Origin of the sequence: Ancylobacter sp. 3268, assembly GCF_031456575.1 — a bacterium.
Taxonomy (GTDB): Bacteria; Pseudomonadota; Alphaproteobacteria; order Rhizobiales; family Xanthobacteraceae; genus Ancylobacter.
The window spans coordinates 205456-225827 of record NZ_JAVDUX010000009.1 but is presented as its reverse complement, the minus strand read 5'-3'; the positions used below and the strand labels follow the sequence as shown (position 1 = coordinate 225827).

18 protein-coding genes, 1 tRNA gene and 1 pseudogene are annotated in these 20372 nt (G+C 67.0%); 12 read left to right on the top strand and 8 right to left on the bottom strand.

Features of this window, described 5'->3' with window-relative positions; genetic code table 11:
• Nucleotides 1–268: 268 nt before the first annotated feature.
• Nucleotides 269–1615, bottom strand: coding sequence for a dicarboxylate/amino acid:cation symporter (locus J2X65_RS14795; RefSeq protein ID WP_310202285.1), 1347 nt, complete (start codon nt 1613–1615; stop codon nt 269–271).
• A 269-nt stretch (nt 1616–1884) separates the two neighbouring features.
• On the opposite strand from J2X65_RS14795, the gene J2X65_RS14790 reads away from it, so the two are divergent.
• Both J2X65_RS14790 and J2X65_RS14785 read left to right on the top strand, forming a co-directional pair.
• Nucleotides 1885–3723 carry an ATP-binding protein gene (locus tag J2X65_RS14790; RefSeq protein ID WP_310202283.1) on the top strand — a complete coding sequence of 613 codons (1839 nt, stop codon included), beginning with the start codon at nt 1885–1887 and terminating at the stop codon, nt 3721–3723.
• Nucleotides 3723–5048: a sigma-54 dependent transcriptional regulator gene (locus J2X65_RS14785; protein WP_310202281.1), complete on the top strand. Its 1326-nt coding sequence runs from the start codon at nt 3723–3725 to the stop codon at nt 5046–5048. The genes J2X65_RS14790 and J2X65_RS14785 overlap by 1 nt, the downstream gene beginning before the upstream one ends.
• A 194-nt stretch (nt 5049–5242) precedes the next feature.
• Here the strand turns inward: J2X65_RS14785 and J2X65_RS14780 are convergent, their stop codons facing one another.
• The 3 genes from J2X65_RS14780 to J2X65_RS14770 form a co-directional block, all read right to left on the bottom strand.
• On the bottom strand, nt 5243–5866 hold the full coding sequence (locus tag J2X65_RS14780; RefSeq protein WP_310202279.1) for a hypothetical protein: 624 nt from the start codon (nt 5864–5866) through the stop codon (nt 5243–5245).
• 326 nt (nt 5867–6192) lie between these two features.
• Nucleotides 6193–6268: transfer RNA gene (locus tag J2X65_RS14775), tRNA-Ala, on the bottom strand.
• A 152-nt stretch (nt 6269–6420) separates the two neighbouring features.
• Complete coding sequence (locus J2X65_RS14770) at nt 6421–6822, bottom strand: TIGR02300 family protein (RefSeq protein WP_310202277.1); 402 nt, start codon at nt 6820–6822, stop codon at nt 6421–6423.
• Nucleotides 6823–6980: 158 nt separating this feature from the next.
• On the opposite strand from J2X65_RS14770, the gene aroA reads away from it, so the two are divergent.
• The 7 genes from aroA (at nt 6981) to rpsA (ending at nt 14116) form a co-directional block, all read left to right on the top strand.
• Nucleotides 6981–8351 carry a 3-phosphoshikimate 1-carboxyvinyltransferase gene (gene aroA, locus J2X65_RS14765; protein ID WP_310202275.1) on the top strand — a complete coding sequence of 457 codons (1371 nt, stop codon included), beginning with the start codon at nt 6981–6983 and terminating at the stop codon, nt 8349–8351.
• A complete protein-coding gene (cmk, locus tag J2X65_RS14760) occupies nt 8348–8977 on the top strand; it encodes a (d)CMP kinase (protein ID WP_310202273.1) in 630 nt (209 codons plus the stop codon). Before aroA ends, cmk begins: the two co-directional genes overlap by 4 nt.
• 51 nt (nt 8978–9028) lie before the next feature.
• The gene (locus tag J2X65_RS14755) at nt 9029–9430 is read left to right on the top strand and encodes a carboxymuconolactone decarboxylase family protein (RefSeq protein ID WP_310202271.1); all 402 of its coding nucleotides are present in this window, start codon (nt 9029–9031) and stop codon (nt 9428–9430) included.
• The gene (cobF, locus tag J2X65_RS14750) at nt 9427–10209 is read left to right on the top strand and encodes a precorrin-6A synthase (deacetylating) (protein WP_310202268.1); all 783 of its coding nucleotides are present in this window, start codon (nt 9427–9429) and stop codon (nt 10207–10209) included. The genes J2X65_RS14755 and cobF overlap by 4 nt, the downstream gene beginning before the upstream one ends.
• 114 nt (nt 10210–10323) lie before the next feature.
• Nucleotides 10324–10566, top strand: coding sequence for a hypothetical protein (locus tag J2X65_RS14745; protein WP_310202267.1), 243 nt, complete (start codon nt 10324–10326; stop codon nt 10564–10566).
• Between the two features lie 227 nt (nt 10567–10793).
• Nucleotides 10794–11549, top strand: coding sequence for a hypothetical protein (locus J2X65_RS14740; RefSeq protein ID WP_310202265.1), 756 nt, complete (start codon nt 10794–10796; stop codon nt 11547–11549).
• 860 nt (nt 11550–12409) lie between these two features.
• Nucleotides 12410–14116 carry a 30S ribosomal protein S1 gene (rpsA, locus tag J2X65_RS14735; protein WP_310202262.1) on the top strand — a complete coding sequence of 569 codons (1707 nt, stop codon included), beginning with the start codon at nt 12410–12412 and terminating at the stop codon, nt 14114–14116.
• Nucleotides 14117–14250: 134 nt separating this feature from the next.
• Here rpsA and J2X65_RS14730 read toward each other — a convergent pair whose 3' ends face one another.
• Both J2X65_RS14730 and J2X65_RS14725 read right to left on the bottom strand, forming a co-directional pair.
• Nucleotides 14251–14526 carry a hypothetical protein gene (locus J2X65_RS14730; protein WP_310202260.1) on the bottom strand — a complete coding sequence of 92 codons (276 nt, stop codon included), beginning with the start codon at nt 14524–14526 and terminating at the stop codon, nt 14251–14253.
• A gap of 88 nt (nt 14527–14614) precedes the next feature.
• Nucleotides 14615–15513: pseudogene (locus J2X65_RS14725) on the bottom strand (LysR family transcriptional regulator ArgP).
• 100 nt (nt 15514–15613) lie between these two features.
• Here J2X65_RS14725 and J2X65_RS14720 point away from each other — a divergent pair.
• Together J2X65_RS14720 and J2X65_RS14715 are read left to right on the top strand one after the other, a co-directional pair.
• Complete coding sequence (locus tag J2X65_RS14720; protein WP_310202315.1) at nt 15614–16222, top strand: LysE/ArgO family amino acid transporter; 609 nt, start codon at nt 15614–15616, stop codon at nt 16220–16222.
• Nucleotides 16223–16230: 8 nt separating this feature from the next.
• Nucleotides 16231–17160 (top strand): dihydrodipicolinate synthase family protein, encoded by a 930-nt coding sequence (locus J2X65_RS14715; protein ID WP_310202258.1) that lies wholly within the window; start codon nt 16231–16233, stop codon nt 17158–17160.
• A 27-nt stretch (nt 17161–17187) separates the two neighbouring features.
• Here J2X65_RS14715 and J2X65_RS14710 read toward each other — a convergent pair whose 3' ends face one another.
• Both J2X65_RS14710 and J2X65_RS14705 read right to left on the bottom strand, forming a co-directional pair.
• Nucleotides 17188–17739 (bottom strand): sugar O-acetyltransferase, encoded by a 552-nt coding sequence (locus J2X65_RS14710; RefSeq protein ID WP_310202313.1) that lies wholly within the window; start codon nt 17737–17739, stop codon nt 17188–17190.
• Nucleotides 17740–17925: 186 nt separating this feature from the next.
• Complete coding sequence (locus J2X65_RS14705) at nt 17926–18561, bottom strand: glutathione S-transferase (RefSeq protein WP_310202312.1); 636 nt, start codon at nt 18559–18561, stop codon at nt 17926–17928.
• A gap of 489 nt (nt 18562–19050) precedes the next feature.
• Between J2X65_RS14705 and J2X65_RS14700 the strand changes: the two genes are divergently transcribed.
• Nucleotides 19051–20313, top strand: coding sequence for a polyhydroxyalkanoate depolymerase (locus J2X65_RS14700; RefSeq protein ID WP_310202256.1), 1263 nt, complete (start codon nt 19051–19053; stop codon nt 20311–20313).
• The last annotated feature ends 59 nt before the right edge of the window (nt 20314–20372 follow it).

Here is a 20372-nt window from a genome sequence, read left to right as displayed (position 1 = left end):
AGGCGTGTACGCCAGCGCAAGGTCGCGCTGGTTGGCCAGAGGCTTGGTCGCCTGGATCTCAAGCTTACCAGGACGGGGTAGACGGTGGTAAACCATGGCGGAAGAACGCAGCGCATCCGAAATGTAAGACGACATAGACGCTTCCTCAGCCTCTTCGCGCTCAAGGCGGCGAAGAGGTCATGCAATCGGAAAATGCAGATGGCGGCGCGCCGGCTGCGGAGAGGAAGACGCCGCCCGGAAAGGCAGCGTCTTCGAGAGGGCTGTCGCCTTATTCGGCCGCAACCGGCAGCGGGGCGAGCTCTTCCTCTTCCGAAGGCAGCTCCATCGGCTGGCCGGCAAGAGCCGCGTTCAGCCGGTTGGTGTCGAGTTCGCCTTCCCAGCGCGCCACCACCACGGTCGCCGTCGCATTGCCGATGAAGTTGGTCAGCGCGCGGCACTCCGACATGAAGCGGTCGATGCCGAGGATCAGCGCCATGCCGGCCACCGGCACGGCGGGGACCACCGAGAGCGTCGCCGCGAGCGTGATGAAACCGGCACCGGTGATGCCCGCCGCGCCCTTGGAGGAGAGCATGGCGACCAGCAGCAGCACGATCTGGTCCTGCAGGCTGAGGTCGATGCCGGTGGCCTGCGCGATGAACAGCGCGGCCAGCGTCATGTAGATGTTGGTGCCGTCGAGGTTGAAGGAATAGCCGGTCGGGATGACGAGGCCGACCACCGACTTGCGGCAGCCCGCCTGCTCCATCTTCTCCATCAGGCTCGGCAGCGCGGCCTCCGACGACGAGGTGCCAAGCACCAGCAGCAGCTCTTCCTTGAGATAGCGGATCAGGGCGACGATGGAGAAGCCATTGTAGCGCGCCACTGCGCCGAGCACGACGAACACGAACAGGAAGCTGGTGATGTAGAAGGTGCCGACCAGCATGGCGAGATGGGCGATCGAGCCGATGCCATATTTGCCGATGGTGAACGCCATCGCGCCGAAAGCGCCGATCGGCGCCGCCTTCATCAGGATCTCGACCAGGCGGAAGAAGACCTGCGAGGCCGAGTTCAGCACGTGCATCAGCGGTTCGGCACGCGGACCGACGCCGGCCATGGCGATGCCGAACAGCACCGCGAAGAACAGTACCTGGAGAATATCGCCGGACGCGAAGGCGCTCACCGGCGTGGTCGGGATGATGTTGCTCAGGAAGCCGATCAGGGACTGTTCGTGCGCCTTGGCGGCATAATCAGCCACCGCCTTGGCGTCGAGCGAGGCCGGATCGATGTTCAGCCCGGCGCCGGGGCGCACCACATTGGCGACCGCAAGGCCGATGATCAGCGCCAGCGTCGAGAAGGTGAGGAAGTACAGCATCGCCTTGCCGGCGACGCGGCCGACCTTGCCGAGATCGCGCATATTGGCGATGCCGGTGGCGACGGTGAGGAAGATCACCGGGGCGATGATCATCTTCACCAGCTTGATGAAGGCATCGCCGAGCGGCTTCATGTCGGCGCCGAGGCCGGGATAGAAATGGCCGAGCGCGACGCCCGCCGCGATGGCGACGAGCACCTGGAAGTAGAGCTGACGATAGAATTTGCGCGGCGCGGCTTTCACCGGGCCCGGGGTGATGGCGTAGGCCATTGGCGTCCTCCTGGTGGATCCGTCGTCGCCTCGTTGGACGGGCAGCGTTGGGAGCCGGGATCGATGGATCGGGTACGGCGTCTGCCCGCCGCGGGTTTGATCCTGCGCAAGGCGCATGCCAGATGCGCGCCCTTCGCGGCACGACATTAAGATGTTGATTTTCAATGGATATTTTGTGAGTCAGAGACTGACGACTCGACATGGCGTGCGAAATATCGCACAAAGTGTCCCGCAGCCTGTGCGGAATGCCGCACGCAGAGAACAGCGCCGTGCGGTTATTGCGACATCTCGGCAGTCCCGGCCGGATCAAACGGTGGCGCCGCTGCGCCTGGCGCGCCGCCCCCCTGCTCGCGGCGGCGCTGCTTCTGGTGGGGCTGGACCAGAGCGCCCGCTACGGCGCCCAGCGCTGGGTGCTGGTCCAGCTTCGCGCCGACGCGCAGGCCGCCGCCGAGCTGCGAGCCGCGGTGCTGCGCAGCGAGATCGAGAAGCAGCGCTCGCTGCCGGTGGTGCTGGCGCAGGACCCGGACGTGCGCGCCGCCCTTTCCGAGCGCGCCCCGGCGGTGCTGAGGGCACTCGACGCCAAATTCGAGACTCTGGCCGGCGGCACGCGCGCAGGCGTCATTTATCTGCTCGACGCCAAAGGCATCACGCTGGCGGCGAGCAATTTTCGCGCGCCGACCTCGTTCGTCGGCAGTGACTATTCGTTCCGCCCCTATTTCCGGCAGGCGATGGCCGATGGCGCGGCCGAGCACTTCGCCTTCGGCACGGTGAGCCGCCGGCCGGGCCTCTATCTGACGCGGCGGATCGACGGCGCGGAGGGACCGCTCGGCGTCATCGTGGTCAAGGCGGAGTTCTCCGAGGTCGAGGCCGACTGGCGCCGGCTCGCCGGGCCGACCTTCGTCACCGACACGCGCCACATCGTGCTGGTGACCAGTGTGCCGGGCTGGCAGTTTCGCGCGACTGCCCAGATCACCGATGAGGAACGGGTACGGATCCGCGCCAGCCTCCAATTCGGCGATGCCTCGCTCGATCCGCTGCCGATCACGGCCGAAGGCGACGACCGGGTGCGGGTGAAGATGCCGGAGGGCGGAGCCGAACGCGTCTTCGTCGAAGCGGCCGCCCCGGTACCCAGCACCGGCTGGACCCTGCATGTGCTGGAGCCGATGGCGGGCACCGCCAACATCGCTATCGCCGCGGCACGCGTGCTGGCGCTGCTCGGCGGTGCGCTGCTGGTCGTCGCGCTGCTGTTCGCCTGGTCACGCCGCCGCCGGGCGTTGCAGAAGCGCCGGCGCGAAGAGCGGGCGCGGCGTGAGCTGGAGCGCCGGGTGGAGGCGCGCACGCGCGAACTGAGCACCGCCAACGACCGGTTGCGCGAGGAGATGGACCAGCGCCAGCATGCCCAATCGGCCATGCAGGGGCTGCAGGATGAACTGGTGCAGGCGAGCAAGCTCGCGGTGCTCGGCCAGATCGCCGCCAGCGTCGCGCACGAGGTCAACCAGCCGGTGGCGGCGATCCGCACCTTCGCCGAGAGCGGCGGGCTGCTGCTCGCGCGCGGCGACATGTCGAGCGTGGGCGGCAATCTCGCCACCATTGTCGGGCTGACCGAGCGCATCGGCGCCATCACCGGCGAGTTGCGGGCCTTCGCGCGCAAGACGCCCGGCCATATCGGGCCGGTGTCGCTGCGCGAGGCCGTGGAGGGGGCGATGCTGCTGCTCGGCCACCGGCTGCGCGAGCAGGACGTCGCGCTGGAGATCGACCTCGGCCCCGGCGATATCGTGGTGGCGGCCGAGCGGGTGCGGCTGGAGCAGGTGCTGGTCAACCTGCTGCAGAACGCGCTGGAGGCGCTCACCGGCCGAGCAGGCGGGCGGATACGGGTTGAGGCGCGCGCCGAAGGCGACAGCGCCGTGATCACGCTCACCGACAATGGTCCCGGCTTGCCGGACTCTGTGCTGCAGGCGCTGTTCATGCCCTTCACCACCACTAAGCCGGCCGGGCTCGGACTTGGGCTGGTGATCTCTCACGACATCGTCGCCGAATTCGGTGGCTCGCTCGCCGCCGCCAATCGCGACGGCGCGGTCTTCACCCTCATGCTCCCGCGAGTGCCATAATGGATGTGGCCTTTATCGACGACGACGACGCGTTGCGCGCCGCCAATACCCAGGCGCTGATGCTGGCGGGCTATGCGGTCACACCCTACCCATCGGCCACCGCTGCGCTCGCCGAACTCGATGCCTCGTTCAGCGGGATCGTGGTGAGCGACGTGCGCATGCCGGGCATGGACGGGCTGGAACTGTTCCGCCGGCTGAAGCGCATGGACGCCGACCTGCCGGTCATCCTGATCACCGGCCATGGCGACATACCGATGGCGGTGGAGGCCATGCGGGAAGGAGCCTACGACTTCATCGCCAAGCCCTATGCCCTCGACCGGCTGCTCGGGGCGGTGCGCCACGCGCTGGAGAAGCGGCGCCTCGTGCTCGACAATCGAGCGCTGCGGCAGGCGGCCGAGACGGCAAGCGTCGACATGCCGCTGCTCGGCACCACGCCGGTGATGGAACGGCTGCGCCAGACGCTGCGCCAGATCGCCGATGCCGATATCGACGTGCTGGTGGAAGGCGAGACCGGTAGCGGCAAGGAGGTGGTGGCGAGCGCGCTGCACCGCTGGAGCCGGCGCGTGGCGCGTCCGCTGGTCGCCGTCAATTGCGGGGCGGTGCCGGAAACCGTCATCGAGAGCGAATTGTTCGGGCATGAGCCCGGCGCCTTCACCGGTGCGCTGAAGAAGCGGGTCGGGCGTATCGAGCATGCCCATGGCGGCACGCTGTTCCTCGACGAGATCGAGGCGATGTCGGCCGCCTTGCAGGTGAAGCTGCTGCGGGTGCTGGAGGCGCGCGAGATCACCCCGCTCGGCACCAACGAGATCCGCAAGGTCGACATAAGGGTGGTGGCGGCCTCGAAGGTTCACCTGCAGGAACTGGTGCGCCGCGGCAGCTTCCGCGAAGACCTGTACTATCGGCTGCATGTCGCCGCGGTGCGCATTCCGCCGCTGCGCGAGCGCAAGGCGGACGTGCCGCTGCTGTTCGGCCATTTCCTCGGCCAGGCCGCCAAGCGCTTTCGCCGTCCGGCGCCGCTCATCACCGCCGCCATCCGCGACCATCTCGCCAGCCATGACTGGCCCGGGAACGTGCGCGAACTCGCCCATTATGCGGAGCGGGTCGCGCTCGGCCTCGCCGAGGACACCCCGCCGCCGGCACCGGACGATGCGCCGACCGCGAGCCTGCCGGAGCGGATGGAAGCCTACGAGGCGGCGCAGATCCGCGACGCCCTCGCGGCCACGCACGGCGACATCCAGGCGACGCTGAAGCGGCTCGGCATTCCCCGCAAGACGCTGTACGACAAGCTGCGCCGTCACGACATCGACCAGGGCGCGTATCGTTAGCCCAGCTCGCCAGGCCACGCGCCGCCGCTCGACGCGACGTGCAGGCGCGCAGGGACGGCGCGCGCTCTCTGCCGGCGGCTTCCGCGCGGCGGTCAAACGGCTTCGGCTGTCACAAACCGGACGTCCGCCGGCAAGCCGTGGGTCGCGACACGACGCCTCTGCCGAAGGGGGCGGGGCTCCTTCTCGCCACCGCCTCACATCGGCGGCACGGTGCCGTTCTTGCCGACCGTCAGCCGGCTCGTGGTCAACGTTCCATCGTCGCTGCGCGTGTAGAAGGCCACGATGTGCGCGCCGGGCACCAGAAGCGATCGGTCGCCTTTGTCGATGGTGACGATCGGCACGTCGGGCGGCACCATGATGGTCTGCGTGCCGTTCTCACCATACTTCAGGGTCATGATGCGTCCCTTGGACACCACGAGGTCGCCTACCGTGCCGTTGGTCATCGAGGCGGAGGGGTCGGAGCCCCAAGGTCGGTGACCTTCGCCAGTACCGCGCATGCTCGGCGGGAACACGTGCACCTCCAGCGCGATCAGCGTGCCATCGGGGCCGGGCAGGGCCGCACTGCCGACGAAGCTGCCGGGTTTGATTTCCTCCGGCTCGGCGGTTGCCACGGACATGATCCGTACGTCGCCGGTCAGCGCCAGGGTCACCGGCGTGCCGTTGGCTTGCGTGGCCTCCAGCCGATCGCCATCCGCCTTCACCACCGTAGCGGCCAGGCGGGTGGCGGGTGGGGCGCCCTGCGCCATGGCGCTGCCGGCCACGAAGACAGCCGCCGCTGCGGCCACAATGAATGTCGAGCGTTTCGGAAAAGGGAGCATGGGCCAACCTTCATCGAATAGGTGCTTAGAGGCGGCCATCAAACGCCGATTGACAGGCGAGCGCCCATCACTTCCCGGCGATGAGCGCAGGTGGCGCGCGCCGCTCCACCCAATGCAGCGCCAGCGCGACATGCGGCAGCCGTGGCGCCGATTCGAGCGAGTTCGATCTGAAGCAGGTTTGTCTGGCGGCCGGGCTGCCGGATAGGACGGGACAGGCGGCCGGCACCCCGGGCCGGAAGGCCGAAACGCCGGATGGGCTGTCGGCCAAGTTGGCGGAGGTAAACCGACGCCGACCTGCCCGCGTGATTTCAACCGATCAGGGAATTTGGTGGAGCCAGGCGGAATCGAACCGCCGACCTCTTGAATGCCATTCAAGCGCTCTCCCAACTGAGCTATGGCCCCACCGGGGGCGCCGGGCGCGCGAGCCTCACGAATGCGGCTTGCTTGGGGATCACCCGACTTGTCGCGGCGGCCTCAACCGCTGCGGTGCGCTCGTAAAGCACAGGGCGAAGAAGACTGCAAGTCTCGAATTCTCCGCCCTGTGGATTTCGTCGTCAGCCTTCCTCGTCGTCCTCGAGGCCGTCGCCGATCAGATCGGTGACGTCGTCGCCGTCGTCCTCGTCTTCCTCGAGGAAGGTGTCGTCTTCGTCGCCATCGGCATCGACGTCGTCGTCGATCTCGATATCGTCGTCGGACGTCGCCGCTTTGGCCGGGCTGGCGGCCTCTTCGTCGGCGTCCTCCAGCGACACAAGCTCGACGTCCTCGACGTCCTCGGCCTCGCTGTCCGCCGGAGTCTCGGCGGCGCGGCTGGCTTCGGGCCGGCCGCGGGAGATCGGAGCGGTGATCGGCACGATCTGCCCGGTATAGGGCGAGATCACCGGATCCTTGTTCAGGTCGTAGAATTTGCGCCCAGTGACGGGGCAGACACGCTTGGTGCCAAGTTCAGGTTTCACCACGGATAGGACCTCGGAAGGTGGTGGGTGAAAAAGGGTGGCTCCCATTGGACGCAGCTTCTTGCGCTGTCAAGACGCAATCGCGCAAAGCCGTGACGCGGTTCGCATCGCCGTGTAAGGAGAATTCGCGCCCTATCTAAGCTTCTCTCAAGGTGCCTTCAATGAGTGCCGTTGCTCTTTCATCCGGTGACCACGCCGCCGCGCCCTCCCCGGCTACCGCGTTGCGTTCCGGTCCGCTTTCGGGGGGCGTGACGGTGCCGGGCGACAAATCGGTGTCGCATCGGGCGTTGATTTTGGGGGCCCTCGCCATCGGCGAGACGCCGATCACCGGGCTGCTGGAAAGTGAGGACGTTCTGAGCACCGCCAAGGCTTGCGCGGCGCTGGGCGCGCGGATCGAGCGGGTCGGCGCCGGCGAATGGCGCGTCCGGGGTGTCGGCATTGGCGGGCTGCGGACGCCGGAGGCGCCGCTTGATTTCGGCAATTCCGGCACCGGCGCCCGGCTGATGATGGGCATGGTGGCGGGCAGCCCGATCGACGCCCTCTTCGACGGCGATTCCAGCCTGCGCCGCCGGCCGATGCGCCGTATCCTCGATCCGCTTGAAAAGATGGGTGTTTCCGTCGCTGAAGCCGCCGGAGACGGGCGCCTGCCGATCCGCCTCAAGGGGCCACGCGATCTCATCCCGATCACCTATGAGAGCCCGGTCGCATCGGCACAGATCAAATCGGCGGTGCTGCTCGCCGGGCTCGGCGCGCCGGGCGAGACGACGCTGATCGAGAGGGAGGCCAGCCGCGACCACACCGAGCGCATGCTGGCGCATTTCGGCGCCGATGTGCGGGTGGAGCCTTATGGCGCGCATGGCCGCAAGGTGACGCTGCGGGGCCGGCCGGAGCTGAAGCCGGCACCGATCGCCGTGCCGGCGGACCCGTCTTCCGCCGCCTTCCCACTGGTGGCGGGATTGATCGTGCCGGGCTCCGCCATCACCATCAAGGCGGTGATGACCAACCCGCTGCGCAGCGGATTGTTGAAGACGCTCAAGGAGATGGGGGCTTCCATCGAGCTGCTTTGCGAGCGCGTCGAGGGCGGCGAGGTCGTTGCCGACCTGCGCGTACGGCACTCCGCGCTCACCGGTGTCGACGTGCCGGCCGAGCGGGCGCCGTCGATGATCGACGAGTACCCGATCCTGGCGGTGGCGGCGTCCTTCGCCCGCGGCGCCACGCGGATGCGCGGGCTTTCCGAGCTGCGGGTGAAGGAATCCGACCGGCTGGCGGCGGTGGCGGCGGGGCTTGCCCAGGCCGGGGTCGTGCATTCCATCGCCGGCGACGACCTCCTCGTCGAGGGGAGCGGGGCGGTTCCCGGCGGCGGCACGGTGGCCACCCACATGGATCACCGCATCGCGATGAGCTTCCTCATCCTCGGGCTCGCCTCGGACAAGCCGATGAAAATAGACGACATTTCCTTCGTCGCCACCAGCTTCCCGACCTTCGTGCCGCTGATGGCGCGGCTGGGCGCCGTGATCGAGGTGGCCTCATGATCATCGCCATAGACGGGCCGGCGGCATCGGGAAAGGGCACGGTCGCGCGGGCGCTGGCGGCGCATTTCCGGCTGCCGCACCTCGACACCGGCCTCCTCTATCGTGCTGTCGGTGCTGAGGTTCTGGCGCGCGGGCTGGATTTTTCCGATGTGCCGGCCCTTGCCGGCCTCGCGGCGGCGCTCGATGTGCAGAACCTCGATGGCGAGGCGCTGCGCACCGGCCCGGTGGGAGAAGCGGCCTCGCGGGTGGCGGAAATTCCCGAGGTACGGCAGGCACTTATCGACCTTCAGCGCCATTTCGCCCGCCAGCCGGGCGGGGCGGTGCTGGACGGGCGGGACATCGGCACCGTGATCGCCCCCGAGGCGGAGGTGAAGATCTTCGTCACCGCCAGCCCGGAAGCCCGCGCCGCCCGGCGCCATGCCGAGCTTTCGGCGCGCGGCGAGCCGGTGACGCCGCGCTCGGTGCTGGAAGATATTCTCAAGCGCGATCAGCGCGATAGCAGCCGCGCCGCCGCGCCGCTGCTGCGGGCGGCGGATGCCGAGCTCATTGACAATACCGCGCTCGACAAGCAGGCGAGCATCGCCCGGGCGCTGGAGATCGTCGCCCGCCGCACCGGTCGCGGCTGAGCGTCGGGCGAGTGCGGTGCGGTGTATGATCAGGCCAGGATGCCAAGCGCGATGACCGATGAGAACGAAACCGACCGGCTGACGCGGGGACAGGCGAAGCTGGCCGAGATCACCGGCCGCTCCGGCGAGCAGGTGATGGCGGCGCTGGCCGACATCGCCCCCGATTTCGCCCGCTATATTTTCGAGTTCGGCTATGGCGACATCTATTCCCGCCCCGGCCTCGATCTGCGCACCCGCATGCTGGCCACCGTCGCCGGGCTGGTGGCCCTCGGCCATGCCGAGCGGGAGCTGGAGGTGCATATCGGCTCGGCGCTGAATTGCGGCGCCACCCGCGACGAGGTGGTGGAGACCATCATGCAGATGGCGCTCTATGCCGGCTTCCCGGCGGCGCTGAACGCGCTGTTCGTCGCCCGCCGCGTCTTTGCCGCGCGCGAGGACGCGACCGGGGAATGAGCCGGCGCGTGCTGGTCATCGGCATCGGCATGGGCGACCCCGCCGCGCTGACGCTGCGGGCCGTCGCGGCGATCAACCGCGCCGATGTGTTCCTGCTGCTCGACAAGGGCGAGGCGGCGGCCGAACTGATCGCGATGCGCGAGGCGATCCTCGCCGCGCATCGCCGGGCGCCGTGGCGGACGGTGACGCTGGCGAGCCCGGCGCGGGAGCCGCAGGGGCGCGACAGCACGGGCGGCTACCGCGCCGGGGTCGAGGCCTGGCACGCCGCGCGGGCGGCGCTGCTGGCGCGGGCGATCGCGCAGGAGGTGCCCGAGGGCGGCACCGGGGCGCTGCTCGTCTGGGGCGACCCGATGCTCTACGATTCGACCCTGCGGGTGCTGGAGCGGGCCGCCGGGGCGGGCCTTGCCTTCGCGGTGGAGGTGGTGCCGGGCATCACCGCCGTGCAGGCGCTGTGCGCGGCGCACCGCATCCCGCTCAACGGCATTGGCGAGGCGGTGGAGGTGACCACCGGGCGGCGGGTGGCGGAGGCGACGCCGCAGGCGCCGGCCTTCGTGGTGCTGCTTGACGACGGCGCAGGGCTGCGGGCGCTGATGGAACGCGGCTGGGACGGGCAGCTGTGGTGGGGCGCCTATCTCGGGACAAAGGACGAGGTGCTGCTGGCGGGGCGGCTTTCCGAGGTGGGGGAGGAGATCCTGCGCCTGCGGGCCGAGGCGCGGGCGCGCAAGGGCTGGGTGATGGATGTGTGGCTGGGGCGGTCTCCCGCCGGTGCGCCCGCCTAGCCTGTGGCGCATGATCCGCGCGGATGGCTTCCGCGCCGCCGGGCTTTGCCGCATGATCGCGCCGCTTATGCGCGCGCCGCCGATCCGCCGGCCTGCGCCGCAGGGAGGACGATGATGGCGACCGAGACGAGCGACGCGCCGAGCGGCACCCTGCCCGCCCCGCGCACCGGGCCGCCCGCCGAGCCGGCGCCGGCCCATCCCGAGGAGATCCGCGGCAGCTTCGACCTGCGGATCGGCAGCCTCATTCGCCTGCAGGGCACCGGCCGGCTGACGCCCGCCGGGCTGGTGTGCCTCGGGATATGTGCTGCGGCGTCGCTGCTGGCGACGGCGGTGCTGGTGCGGGCGGGACGGAGGTGAGGCGGTGCCGGCTGCGCCTAGCGAGGGGTGACCGACGAGGTGCTTCGGGCGGGGTGGCTGTTGGGGGTGGGCGGAGATCCTGCGCGTCGGGGCGAGATGCAGGCGCGGAAGGGGTGGGTCATGGATGTGTGGTTGAGGAAGATGTAAGCCAATCTTTATCAGTGTCCAATTGAAGCCTTTAGTGGTTTCGATATACTCAGCCTCATTATCTTAAGAGGCTTTCAAAGATGCGCAGACCTGAGCTTAGTGAAGCAGACGGAAAGCTGATGTCATTTTTGGATGCGCAAGAAAAAGTATTTCTACATTGTGAAGATATTATTAAATTTTGCAACGAAAGTTTAGATGGAGCTCATAATCAAATTCTTTATGATGTATCAAAGGTTGTATTAAAGGATCTTGTAAATTTCTCGAGACAATTCGACGAATTTGAGGTGGAATTTTGGAATTATATATTCGATATAGATGATACCAAGTCAATTATAGACTATAAAGTAACAACTGGCGTATTTTCCGACCATAAGGAATACTTCTTTTCTCGGATAGAAAGGTGCGTTTCTACGCTAAATGATGTTATAACTGAATTTGGAGCCGCTGGAGTCGAGTGGGGTCTCTTAACTGAGCTGGAGGACAGCCTAGAATTACTTTTCGATAAAACTGAAGATTTGATCGATATTGATTTATCGTCTTTAAAGGACGAGGATTTAGCAGAGTTGATGCGGATGATTCCGCCTCAAAAGGCGGCGCCTATTGAAGTTATCTCGACTTCCAAGAACATTAAACGTAAAGAGCTCTCTAACTACGAATCCCGTATTTCTTCAAAAAATATCCAGCAAGCATTGATTGCTTTGCGAGAATCTATCCTTGACGCCGTTGAAGAGGCAAATCGTTCGAACTGCGATCCCCGCTTGATCAAATATCTCGATCGGTGCAAAGAAGAAATATCTAAAGATATCGAGTTTTTTCTCCCATTAAATTTGGGATAAACGTTGAGATTGCAAACTCATTTACAGAAAGCCTAGAAGAGGAAACCAGTGTATTTTTAGCACGGCAAATCACCGCTACGTTGATGCAGTGTCAAATCTTTCTAAGAAACTTCAAAGATTGGAATACATATAGGAATGATGAAATTGAATTCGAGTTTGATTCTAACAATGTGGTAATGGAATTTAAATCCATTATGGATGACCAATTATTTGATTCTGAAATACCACGAGCTATAGAAGATGTTATAAAGGTAAAAATGATATACTTGCGCGACACGAAAGGATAGATTTAGCAGTATGTCAAAGTATATTGAATATAATATCGGAAACTGCGCGACAAGGCCTCAGATTCATTGGAATATCATTTAGAAAGACTACAAGTATTGCGAGCGATCTTGTCTCTGATGGTGCTAAATTTGCCGTCGGCATACTTGCGGTTGCCTGGATTGTCAAGAATTCTGCTTATTTAATGTATCTATCCGAACAACATGTAATGTTCGCTTGGATTAGGCCAATAGTGGAGTTCGTCGTCTCAAGTGCGACCCATTGAATTGATCTCGTCCATGCCCCCTCGCCTTTCTCGCCTCCATGCACTATATGTCCCCCGCCGGTCCGCCCCGCCCGGCCTCCCCGCGCCCTCGCGCGTGAGGCCCAGGTGCTGCCGGCCGAGAGCCGTGCGGTTCCGGGCCTTGCCCGCGGGCCGGTGCGGCCTTTGCGCATATCTACGCCCACCTCGCCACGGCCAGCGCGCCGGGCCTCGCCCGCAAGGGCAGGCCGCATCGGGATCGCCAGACCCGGTGCCCGTGACGGGAAGGGCGCCCAAAACCCCGTCCGGCGCAATCCACTGGCTAGGAGCTTTTATGTCCGCTACTCAAACCGCACTTGCGTCCCGCGACGATTTCGCCGCGATGCTCGAGGAGAGCTTCTCCGTCGCCGAGCCCGCCGAAGGCTCGGTCGTCAAGGGCATCGTCGTCGCCATCGAAAAGGACCTCGCCATCATCGACATCGGTCTCAAGACCGAAGGCCGCGTGGCGCTGCGTGAATTTGCCGGCCCCGGCCGCGACCAGACCATCAAGGTCGGCGACGAGGTCGAGGTCTATCTGGAGCGCGTCGAGAACGCGCTCGGCGAGGCCGTCCTCTCGCGCGACAAGGCCCGCCGCGAAGAGAGCTGGGTCCGCCTCGAAAAGGCGTTCAACGACCAGCTGAAGGTCACCGGCGTGATCTTCAACCAGGTGAAGGGCGGCTTCACCGTCGATCTCGACGGCGCCGTGGCCTTCCTGCCGCGTTCGCAGGTGGACATCCGCCCGATCCGCGACGTCGGCCCGCTTATGCACAACCCGCAGCCGTTCCAGATCCTCAAGATGGACCGTCGCCGCGGCAACATCGTGGTCTCCCGCCGCACGGTCCTCGAAGAGACCCGCGCCGAGCAGCGCCACGAGCTGGTGCAGAACCTCGAAGAGGGTCAGGTCATCGACGGCGTGGTCAAGAACATCACCGATTACGGTGCGTTCGTCGACCTCGGCGGCATTGACGGCCTGCTGCACGTCACCGACATCGCCTGGCGCCGCGTGAACCACCCGACCGAGGTGCTGAACATCGGCCAGACGGTCAAGGTGAAGATCATCAAGATCAACCACGAGACCCACCGCATCTCGCTCGGCATGAAGCAGCTGCTCGGCGATCCGTGGGAGGGCATCGAGGCCAAGTACCCGGTCGAGGCCCGCTTCAAGGGTCGCGTCACCAACATCACCGACTACGGCGCGTTCGTCGAGCTGGAGCCGGGGATCGAGGGCCTCATCCACGTCTCCGAGATGAGCTGGACCAAGAAGAACGTCCATCCCGGCAAGATCGTCGCCACTTCGCAGGAAGTGGAAGTGGCGATCCTCGAGGTGGATCCGGTCAAGCGCCGCATCTCGCTCGGCCTCAAGCAGACCCTGCAGAACCCCTGGGACGCCTTCGCCGAGAAGTATCCGGCCGGCGCCGTGGTGGAAGGCGAGGTCAAGAACAAGACCGAGTTCGGCCTCTTCCTCGGCCTCGACGGCGACGTCGACGGCATGGTGCATCTGTCGGACCTGGACTGGAACCGTCCGGGCGAGCAGGTCATCGACGAGTTCAAGAAGGGCGACGTGATCAAGGCGGTCGTCCTCGATGTGGACGTCGACAAGGAGCGCATCTCGCTCGGCGTGAAGCAGCTGGCCGGCGACCCCTTCGCCGATGCCGGCGAGCTGAAGAAGGGCGCGATCGTCACCTGCGAAGTCATCGACGTGAAGGATGGCGGCGTCGAGGTGAAGATCATCGGCTCCGACATGACCACCTTCGTCAAGCGCTCGGAACTGGCCCGCGACCGCGGCGACCAGCGTCCGGACCGCTTCGCCGTCGGCGAGAAGTTCGATGCCCGCGTCACCCTGTTCGACCGCAAGGCGCGCAAGGTGCAGGTCTCGATCAAGGCGCTCGAGATCGCCGAGGAGAAGGAAGCCGTGGCGCAGTTCGGCTCGCAGGATTCCGGCGCTTCGCTGGGCGACATCCTCGGCGCCGCGCTGAAGAAGGCCAACGAGAAGGCCGACTGAGTAACGCCCGCTCGATCGCCTGATCGATAGACACGGGACGGCCGGCGTGGCGACACGCCGGCCGTTTTGCTTTGGGGGGCGCTTGCTTTCCGGCCCGCTTGCTTTCGGGGCAGGGCACCGACCGCGCCCCGGCGTCAGATCGCGGGCGGCGGCTCGACCTCCGGCGGCAGGCTGTCGGGCGGCAGCTCCTGCGGGATGTCGCCGGGGCGGATATCGGGCTCGCCGCGGCCCGGCGGGGGGATGTCGGGGCCGGGATCGGGCGGATTGGGATCCTCGACCGGCGCCGGCGGGCTGTCGGGGTTGTCGGCCGGGACGGGAATGTCCGGCCCGCCGGGTTGCGGGCTGCGCGGCGGCTCCGGCAGGTCCGGGGCCGGCGGCGTCGGGATGTCGGGGGCGTTGGGATCGACCATGCTCTGTCCTCCTCGGCTGTGGGGAGAACGGGCGCCGGCGCCGGGTGGTTCCGGTCGCCGCGCCGTTGCTGCCCGGCTTCATGCAGCGTCAGGCCGACAGATGGTGCCGCGCCGTCGCCACCACCTCGCGGGTAAGCGCCGCCAGCCGGTCGGCGACGAGGCGGTTGATCTGCCAGTAGAGGGGAATGTCCAGGGCGGTATCGGGGATCAGCTCCACCAGCCGGCCGGAGTGCAGATGCGGCCGCACCAGCTGGATCGGGTTCATCCCCCACCCCATGCCGGACAGGCTGGCCTCGATGAAGCTCTGCGTCGAGGGCAGCCAATGGGTGGGATAGCCGAGATCGACGCCGAGCTGCTGCCGCAGCCACCGGTCCTGCAGCCGTCCTTCTGGTTGAAGGTCAGCGCCGGTGCCTCGAGGATCGCCTGCGGCGTCACGCCGCCGGCAAAATGCCGGGCGATGAAACCGGGGCTCGCCGTCGCCAGATAGCGCAGCGCGCCGAGCGAGGTCCGGCGGCAGCCGGCGATCGGCTCTTCCACGCTGGTGACGGCGGCGATGACCCGCCCGCGCCGCAGCCAGTCGGCGGTGTGGTCCTGATCGTCGACGGCGATGTTCAGAAGATAGGGCGAGTGGCGGGCGAAGGCCGACATGGCCGCCAAGAACCATGTGCCGAGACTGTCGGCATTGGTGGCGATGTGCAGCGTTACCTTCTGCCCGGCCGCGCCCGGATCGATCAGCGCCGGCAGATGCGCGAGCAATTCGCCTTCGAGCATGCCGACCGTCTCCATGTGCCGGCACAGCCAGTCCCCGGTCTCGGTCGCGGTGCAGGGGCTGCCGCGCGCGATCAGCACCACCCCCAGGCGCTCCTCCAGCTGCTTCACCCGCTGCGACACGGCGGAAGGGGTGACGCCGAGCTGGCGGGCGGCCCGGTCGAAGCTTCCGGTCTGGACCACCGCCGCGACGGCGCGGAGCGCGGGATAATCGAGCATGGATCAGTTCTGCTTAATTGGGACCAGCAAGATTAACTCGTCTGAACCCGCTCGTCGCGCTATCGCGCATCCGTCTCCTTGGGAAAGCGCCGTGCCTGCCATGAATGTTTCGGTTTTTGTGACGGGCCTGCTGATGGGGCTGAGCCTGATCGTCGCCATCGGCGCGCAGAATGCCTTCGTCCTGCGCCAGGGACTGCGCCGCGAGCATGTGTTCGCGGTCTGCCTCGCCTGCGCCTTGTCCGACGCCGTGCTGATCGTGCTGGGCGTCACCAGCTTCCGGCAGATCGCCGCGCTGCTGCCCTGGCTCGATCCGGTGATGCGCTATGGCGGCGCGGCATTCCTCATCCTCTATGGCGCCCGGAGCTTCCGCTCCGCCCTGCTCTCCTCCGGAACGCTGGCCGCCGCCGAGGCGAACCCGTCGAGCTTTCGCCGAACCCTCGCCACCTGCCTCGCGCTGACCTGGCTCAATCCGCATGTCTATCTCGACACCGTCGTGCTGCTCGGCACTGTCTCCACCCGTTTTCCCGGCGGCGAGGCGTCGTTCGCGGCCGGCGCGGCCAGCGGCTCCTTCCTGTTCTTCTTCGCTCTCGGCTATGGCGCCGGCGGGCTGCGGCCGATTTTTGCCAACCCCTCGGCCTGGCGCGTGCTGGAAGCGCTGATCGCCGTTACCATGTGGATGATCGCCTACCGGCTGGTGAGTGGGGCGTGAGTGCGGGCATGGCGCGCCGGCGCCGCCCTGTCGAAGGATGTGAGGAGCCTCTCGTGCAGTTGTTTCGCGGCCTGTCCGGCTTTTCGCTCACCCCGACCGATGCGGAGGGGCAGGTGCAGGCGGACCTGCTCGGTCGCCTGGTGCAACGCATCCAGGCGGCGGGGGTGGATTCGCTCGGGCTGCTGGGCAGCACCGGCGGCTATGCCTATCTCACCCTCGCCGAGCGGCAGCGCGCCGTTCGGGTCGCGGTGGAGGCGGTCGGCGGACATTTGCCGATCATCGTCGGCGTCGGCGCACTGCGGACCGACGAGGCGCTGGCTCTCGCCCGCGACGCCCGCAAGGCGGGCGCCGATGGCCTGCTGCTGGCCCCGGTCTCCTACACGCCGCTGACCCAGGAGGAGGCGTTTCAGCACATTGCCGCCGTCGCCGAGGCCGGCGAACTGCCGCTGTGCATCTACAACAATCCCGGCACCACCAAATTCATCTTCGGCGAGGATCTGATCGCCCGGCTGACGCGGGTGCCGAACATCGCCGCCATCAAGATGCCGCTGCCCGCCGATGGCGACTTCGCCGGCGAGCTGGCGCGGCTGCGCGCGCGCACGCCGGACGGCTTTGCCATCGGCTATAGCGGCGACTGGGGGGCGGCCGATGCGCTGCTGGCCGGCGGCGACGCCTGGTACAGCGTGGTGGCCGGGCTGCTGCCGGTGCCGGCGCTGAAACTGCTGCGCGCCGCGCAGGCCGGGGAGGCGGCCGAGGTCCGGCGCCTCGACGCCGCCTTCCAGCCGCTCTGGCAGTTGTTCCGGGAGTTCGGCAGCTTCCGGGTGATGTATGTCATCGCCGAGCTGCTCGGCCTCGGCCGGCTTGAGCCGCCGCGGCCGATCCTGCCGCTTTCCGGCGAGGTGCGGCCGCGCGTGGAAGCGGCCTTGCAGGGGCTCTGACGGCGCGGCGCCCTGTCGCGGGCGCCGCTATTGGCGCACCCGCGCCGGATTCCCCATCGCCCTGGCGCCGGCGGGGACGTCTTTGGTCACCACCGCGCCGGCGCCGATCAGCGCGTCGTCGCCGATGGTTACGCCCGGCAGGATGATCGCCCCGGCGCCGATCCAGACATTGCGCCCGACCGTCACCTTGCGGCCGAATTCGAGGCCGCCGCGCCGCTCGTCCGGATCGCGCGGATGGTCGGCGGTGAGGATCTGCACGCCCGGCCCGATCTGGCTGCCGTCGCCGATGCGCACCTCGACCACGTCGAGGATGACGCAGTTGAAATTGAGGAACACCCCGGCGCCGAGCCGGATGTTGAAGCCGTAATCGCAATGGAAGGGCGGGCGCACCACCGTGCCGGCGCCCACCTTGCCGAGCCGCTGGCGCAGCAACTCGCCGCGCGCCGCCTCGGACAGGCCGAGCGAGGCATTGTAGCGCGCCATCCACGCGAAGGCGGCGGCGGCGCAGGCCTGGATCTCCGGATCGGCGGCGCTGTAGAGCTCGCCGGCCAGCATCTTCTCGAATTCGCTCGGGGGCATGGTGTCGTCGTACAGCTTGAACGCGGTCTGCGCCATCGGGATCGTCCATCGTGAGGACGCCCGATTAGCGGAGAACGGCGGCAGCCGGAAGCGGCGGCGGCATCACGTTTCGCGACGCTCTGAATCGCGGGGATGACGGGGACGGGCGGCGAATGTCCCTGCGATGGCCGCGATCCGGTGCCGGCGTCAGAACTCGACGTCGAGCTCCTCCATCTCGTCCGGCTCCACCCGCGCCGCCTCGCTCCATTCCTGCATGGCGGGAAAGGCGAGCATGGTGGCGCAATAGGCGGCGCTGAGCGGATCGAGCGGCACGTCATAGGTGGAAAAGCGCGAGCAGACCGGCGCATACATCGCATCCGCCATGGTGGCGGCGGCGCCGAACAGATAGGGCCCGCCATGCGCGGTGAGGCATTCGTTCCAGATGGCGACGATGCGGGCGATATCGGCCTGCGCCCCGGTCCAGATCTTGAAGCCGGGATGATGCGCCTTGATGTTCATCGGCAGCGCCGAGCGCAGATTGGCAAAGCCCGAATGCATCTCGCCGCAGATCGAGCGGCAATGCGCCCGCGCGGCCCGATCCTTGGGCAGCAGCCCGGCTTCTGGCGCGATTTCATGCAGATATTCGCCGATGGCGAGGGTGTCCCAGATGCGCAGCCCGGCATGGTCCAGCCGCGGCACCAGGAAAGAGGAGGCCTGCAGCAGCAGCTCGGCGCGGATCGAGGGATCGTCGGCGGAAAGCTGGGCTTCGGTGAAATCCAGCCCGGCCATGCGGCACAGCAGGAAGCCGCGCAGCGACCATGAGGAATAGTTCTTGCTACTGATGGTAAGGGTGGTCTTCGGGCGGTGAGCGGAGCGCTGGGTGGATTCGGGGCTGGACGAGGCTGATGGGCGGGACGGCGCCGGCTTGCCCGCCGGTGTCTTGGCAGTGGCCTTGGCAGTCGCCTTGCCGGGGGCCGCGCCCCGCGGCGTCGCGGCGGCTTCGGCAGGCGCGGGAGCGGATGTCCGCGACGGACGGCGTTTAGGGGCGGCCGGGGCGGGCATGTCAGCTGGTCCTGTGTTGACGCAACGGGGCTTTGGCGGAGGCCTTGGCGGAAGCGTGGGCCGGGGCTTGGGCGAAGGCTTGGGCGAACTGCATGTAATCACACTTCGTGCCATCGCGAATGACGGGCGCGATCTGCCGCAGCGTCAAGACCCTTTGTCGTATCGTGCCGGCTCCGGCTTTGCTCTAGCGTGCGGGATGGACCGGGCAGCGGTGCCCCGTCCCGCCGCGCACCGGGCCGGTGAGCCGTGCCGTCCGGGAGCCCGCCGCGCATGATCTACGCCGCCTATCAGGCCCAGGCCGATCTGCTTGACCCGTTGCGTACCATGGCGCGGCTGTCGCGCCGGATGATCGAGACCGCCATGGGCGGCAGCGCCATGGCCGGCCTGCCGCTGGCGGGCCTCGCGACGGCGGGGCCGGGTGCCGGGGTGGTGATGCGCAACATGGTCGCGGCGCTGGAGATGTTCGAGCGCTTCAGCCTCAGTCACCAGCGCCCGGCCTTCGGCATCGACACCGTGATGGTCGGCAACCGCGAGGTGGCGGTGACCGAGGAGGTGACGGCCAGCCTGCCCTTCGGCTCGCTGCTGCATTTCAAGAAGGATGTCGAGCAGCCGCAGCCGCGCGTGCTGGTGGTGGCGCCGCTCTCCGGCCATTTCGCCACCCTTTTGCAAGGCACGGTGAAGACGCTGCTGCCGGAGAACGACGTCTACGTCACCGACTGGCACAATGCCCGCGACGTGCCGCTCAATGCCGGTCCGTTCGGCTTCGACGACTATGTCGAGCACGTCATCCGCTTTCTGGAGATCGTCGGTCCCGGCGCGCACGCGCTGGCGGTGTGCCAGCCCTGCGTGCAGGTGCTGGTGGCCACCGCGGTGATGAGCCAGCAGGACAACCCGGCGACGCCGCATTCCATCACCCTGATGGCCGGCCCGGTCGATACCCGCATCAGCCCGACCAAGGTGAACGAGCTCGCCACCTCCAAGCCGCTCGACTGGTTCGAGAACAACCTGATCGCCACGGTGCCGCCCGGTTTCCGCGGGGCGGGGCGGCGGGTCTATCCCGGCTTCGTGCAGGTCGGCGCCTTCATGGCGATGAACATGGACCGGCATGTGAAGGCGCATGTCGAGCTGTTCGAGAACCTCGCCATGGGCGAGCACGAGAAGGCGGCGACCTCGAAGAACTTCTACGACGAGTATTTCGCCGTGCTCGACCTCGCCGCCGAGTTCTACCTCGAGACCATCCGCATCGTGTTCCAGGAGCACGAGCTGCCGCGCGGGGTGCTGACCTATCGCGGCGAGACGGTGGATCTGCGCGCCATCCGCCGCACCGCGCTGCTCACCGTTGAGGGCGAGCGCGACGACATCTGCGCCGTCGGCCAGACGGTGGCGGCGCAGGATCTGTGCTCCAGCCTGCGGCCGCACCGCAAGCGCCACCACATGCAGGCCGGCGTCGGCCATTACGGCGTATTCTCCGGGCGGCGCTGGCAGGGGCAGGTCTACCCGCTGGTGCGCAACCACATTCTCGCGGCGGACTGACCCGGGACTGTCCCCCGCCGGGCGGAATCCGAAATAGATGCCCGATTTGCGGCGGCAGC

Bases quoted from the DNA above. Each gene is read 5' to 3' on its own strand.
- J2X65_RS14755 (WP_310202271.1), top strand. From the start codon at position 9,029: ATGACCGATGAGAACGAAACCGACCGGCTGACGCGGGGACAGGCGAAG.
- J2X65_RS14785 (WP_310202281.1), top strand. From the start codon at position 3,723: ATGGATGTGGCCTTTATCGACGACGACGACGCGTTGCGCGCCGCCAAT.
- J2X65_RS14740 (WP_310202265.1), top strand. From the start codon at position 10,794: ATGCGCAGACCTGAGCTTAGTGAAGCAGACGGAAAGCTGATGTCATTT.
- J2X65_RS14745 (WP_310202267.1), top strand. From the start codon at position 10,324: ATGGCGACCGAGACGAGCGACGCGCCGAGCGGCACCCTGCCCGCCCCG.
- J2X65_RS14780 (WP_310202279.1), bottom strand. From the start codon at position 5,866: ATGCTCCCTTTTCCGAAACGCTCGACATTCATTGTGGCCGCAGCGGCG.
- cobF (WP_310202268.1), top strand. From the start codon at position 9,427: ATGAGCCGGCGCGTGCTGGTCATCGGCATCGGCATGGGCGACCCCGCC.
- rpsA (WP_310202262.1), top strand. From the start codon at position 12,410: ATGTCCGCTACTCAAACCGCACTTGCGTCCCGCGACGATTTCGCCGCG.
- J2X65_RS14710 (WP_310202313.1), bottom strand. From the start codon at position 17,739: ATGCCCCCGAGCGAATTCGAGAAGATGCTGGCCGGCGAGCTCTACAGC.
- J2X65_RS14720 (WP_310202315.1), top strand. From the start codon at position 15,614: ATGAATGTTTCGGTTTTTGTGACGGGCCTGCTGATGGGGCTGAGCCTG.
- J2X65_RS14700 (WP_310202256.1), top strand. From the start codon at position 19,051: ATGATCTACGCCGCCTATCAGGCCCAGGCCGATCTGCTTGACCCGTTG.
- J2X65_RS14795 (WP_310202285.1), bottom strand. From the start codon at position 1,615: ATGGCCTACGCCATCACCCCGGGCCCGGTGAAAGCCGCGCCGCGCAAA.
- J2X65_RS14715 (WP_310202258.1), top strand. From the start codon at position 16,231: ATGGCGCGCCGGCGCCGCCCTGTCGAAGGATGTGAGGAGCCTCTCGTG.
- J2X65_RS14730 (WP_310202260.1), bottom strand. From the start codon at position 14,526: ATGGTCGATCCCAACGCCCCCGACATCCCGACGCCGCCGGCCCCGGAC.
- aroA (WP_310202275.1), top strand. From the start codon at position 6,981: ATGAGTGCCGTTGCTCTTTCATCCGGTGACCACGCCGCCGCGCCCTCC.
- cmk (WP_310202273.1), top strand. From the start codon at position 8,348: ATGATCATCGCCATAGACGGGCCGGCGGCATCGGGAAAGGGCACGGTC.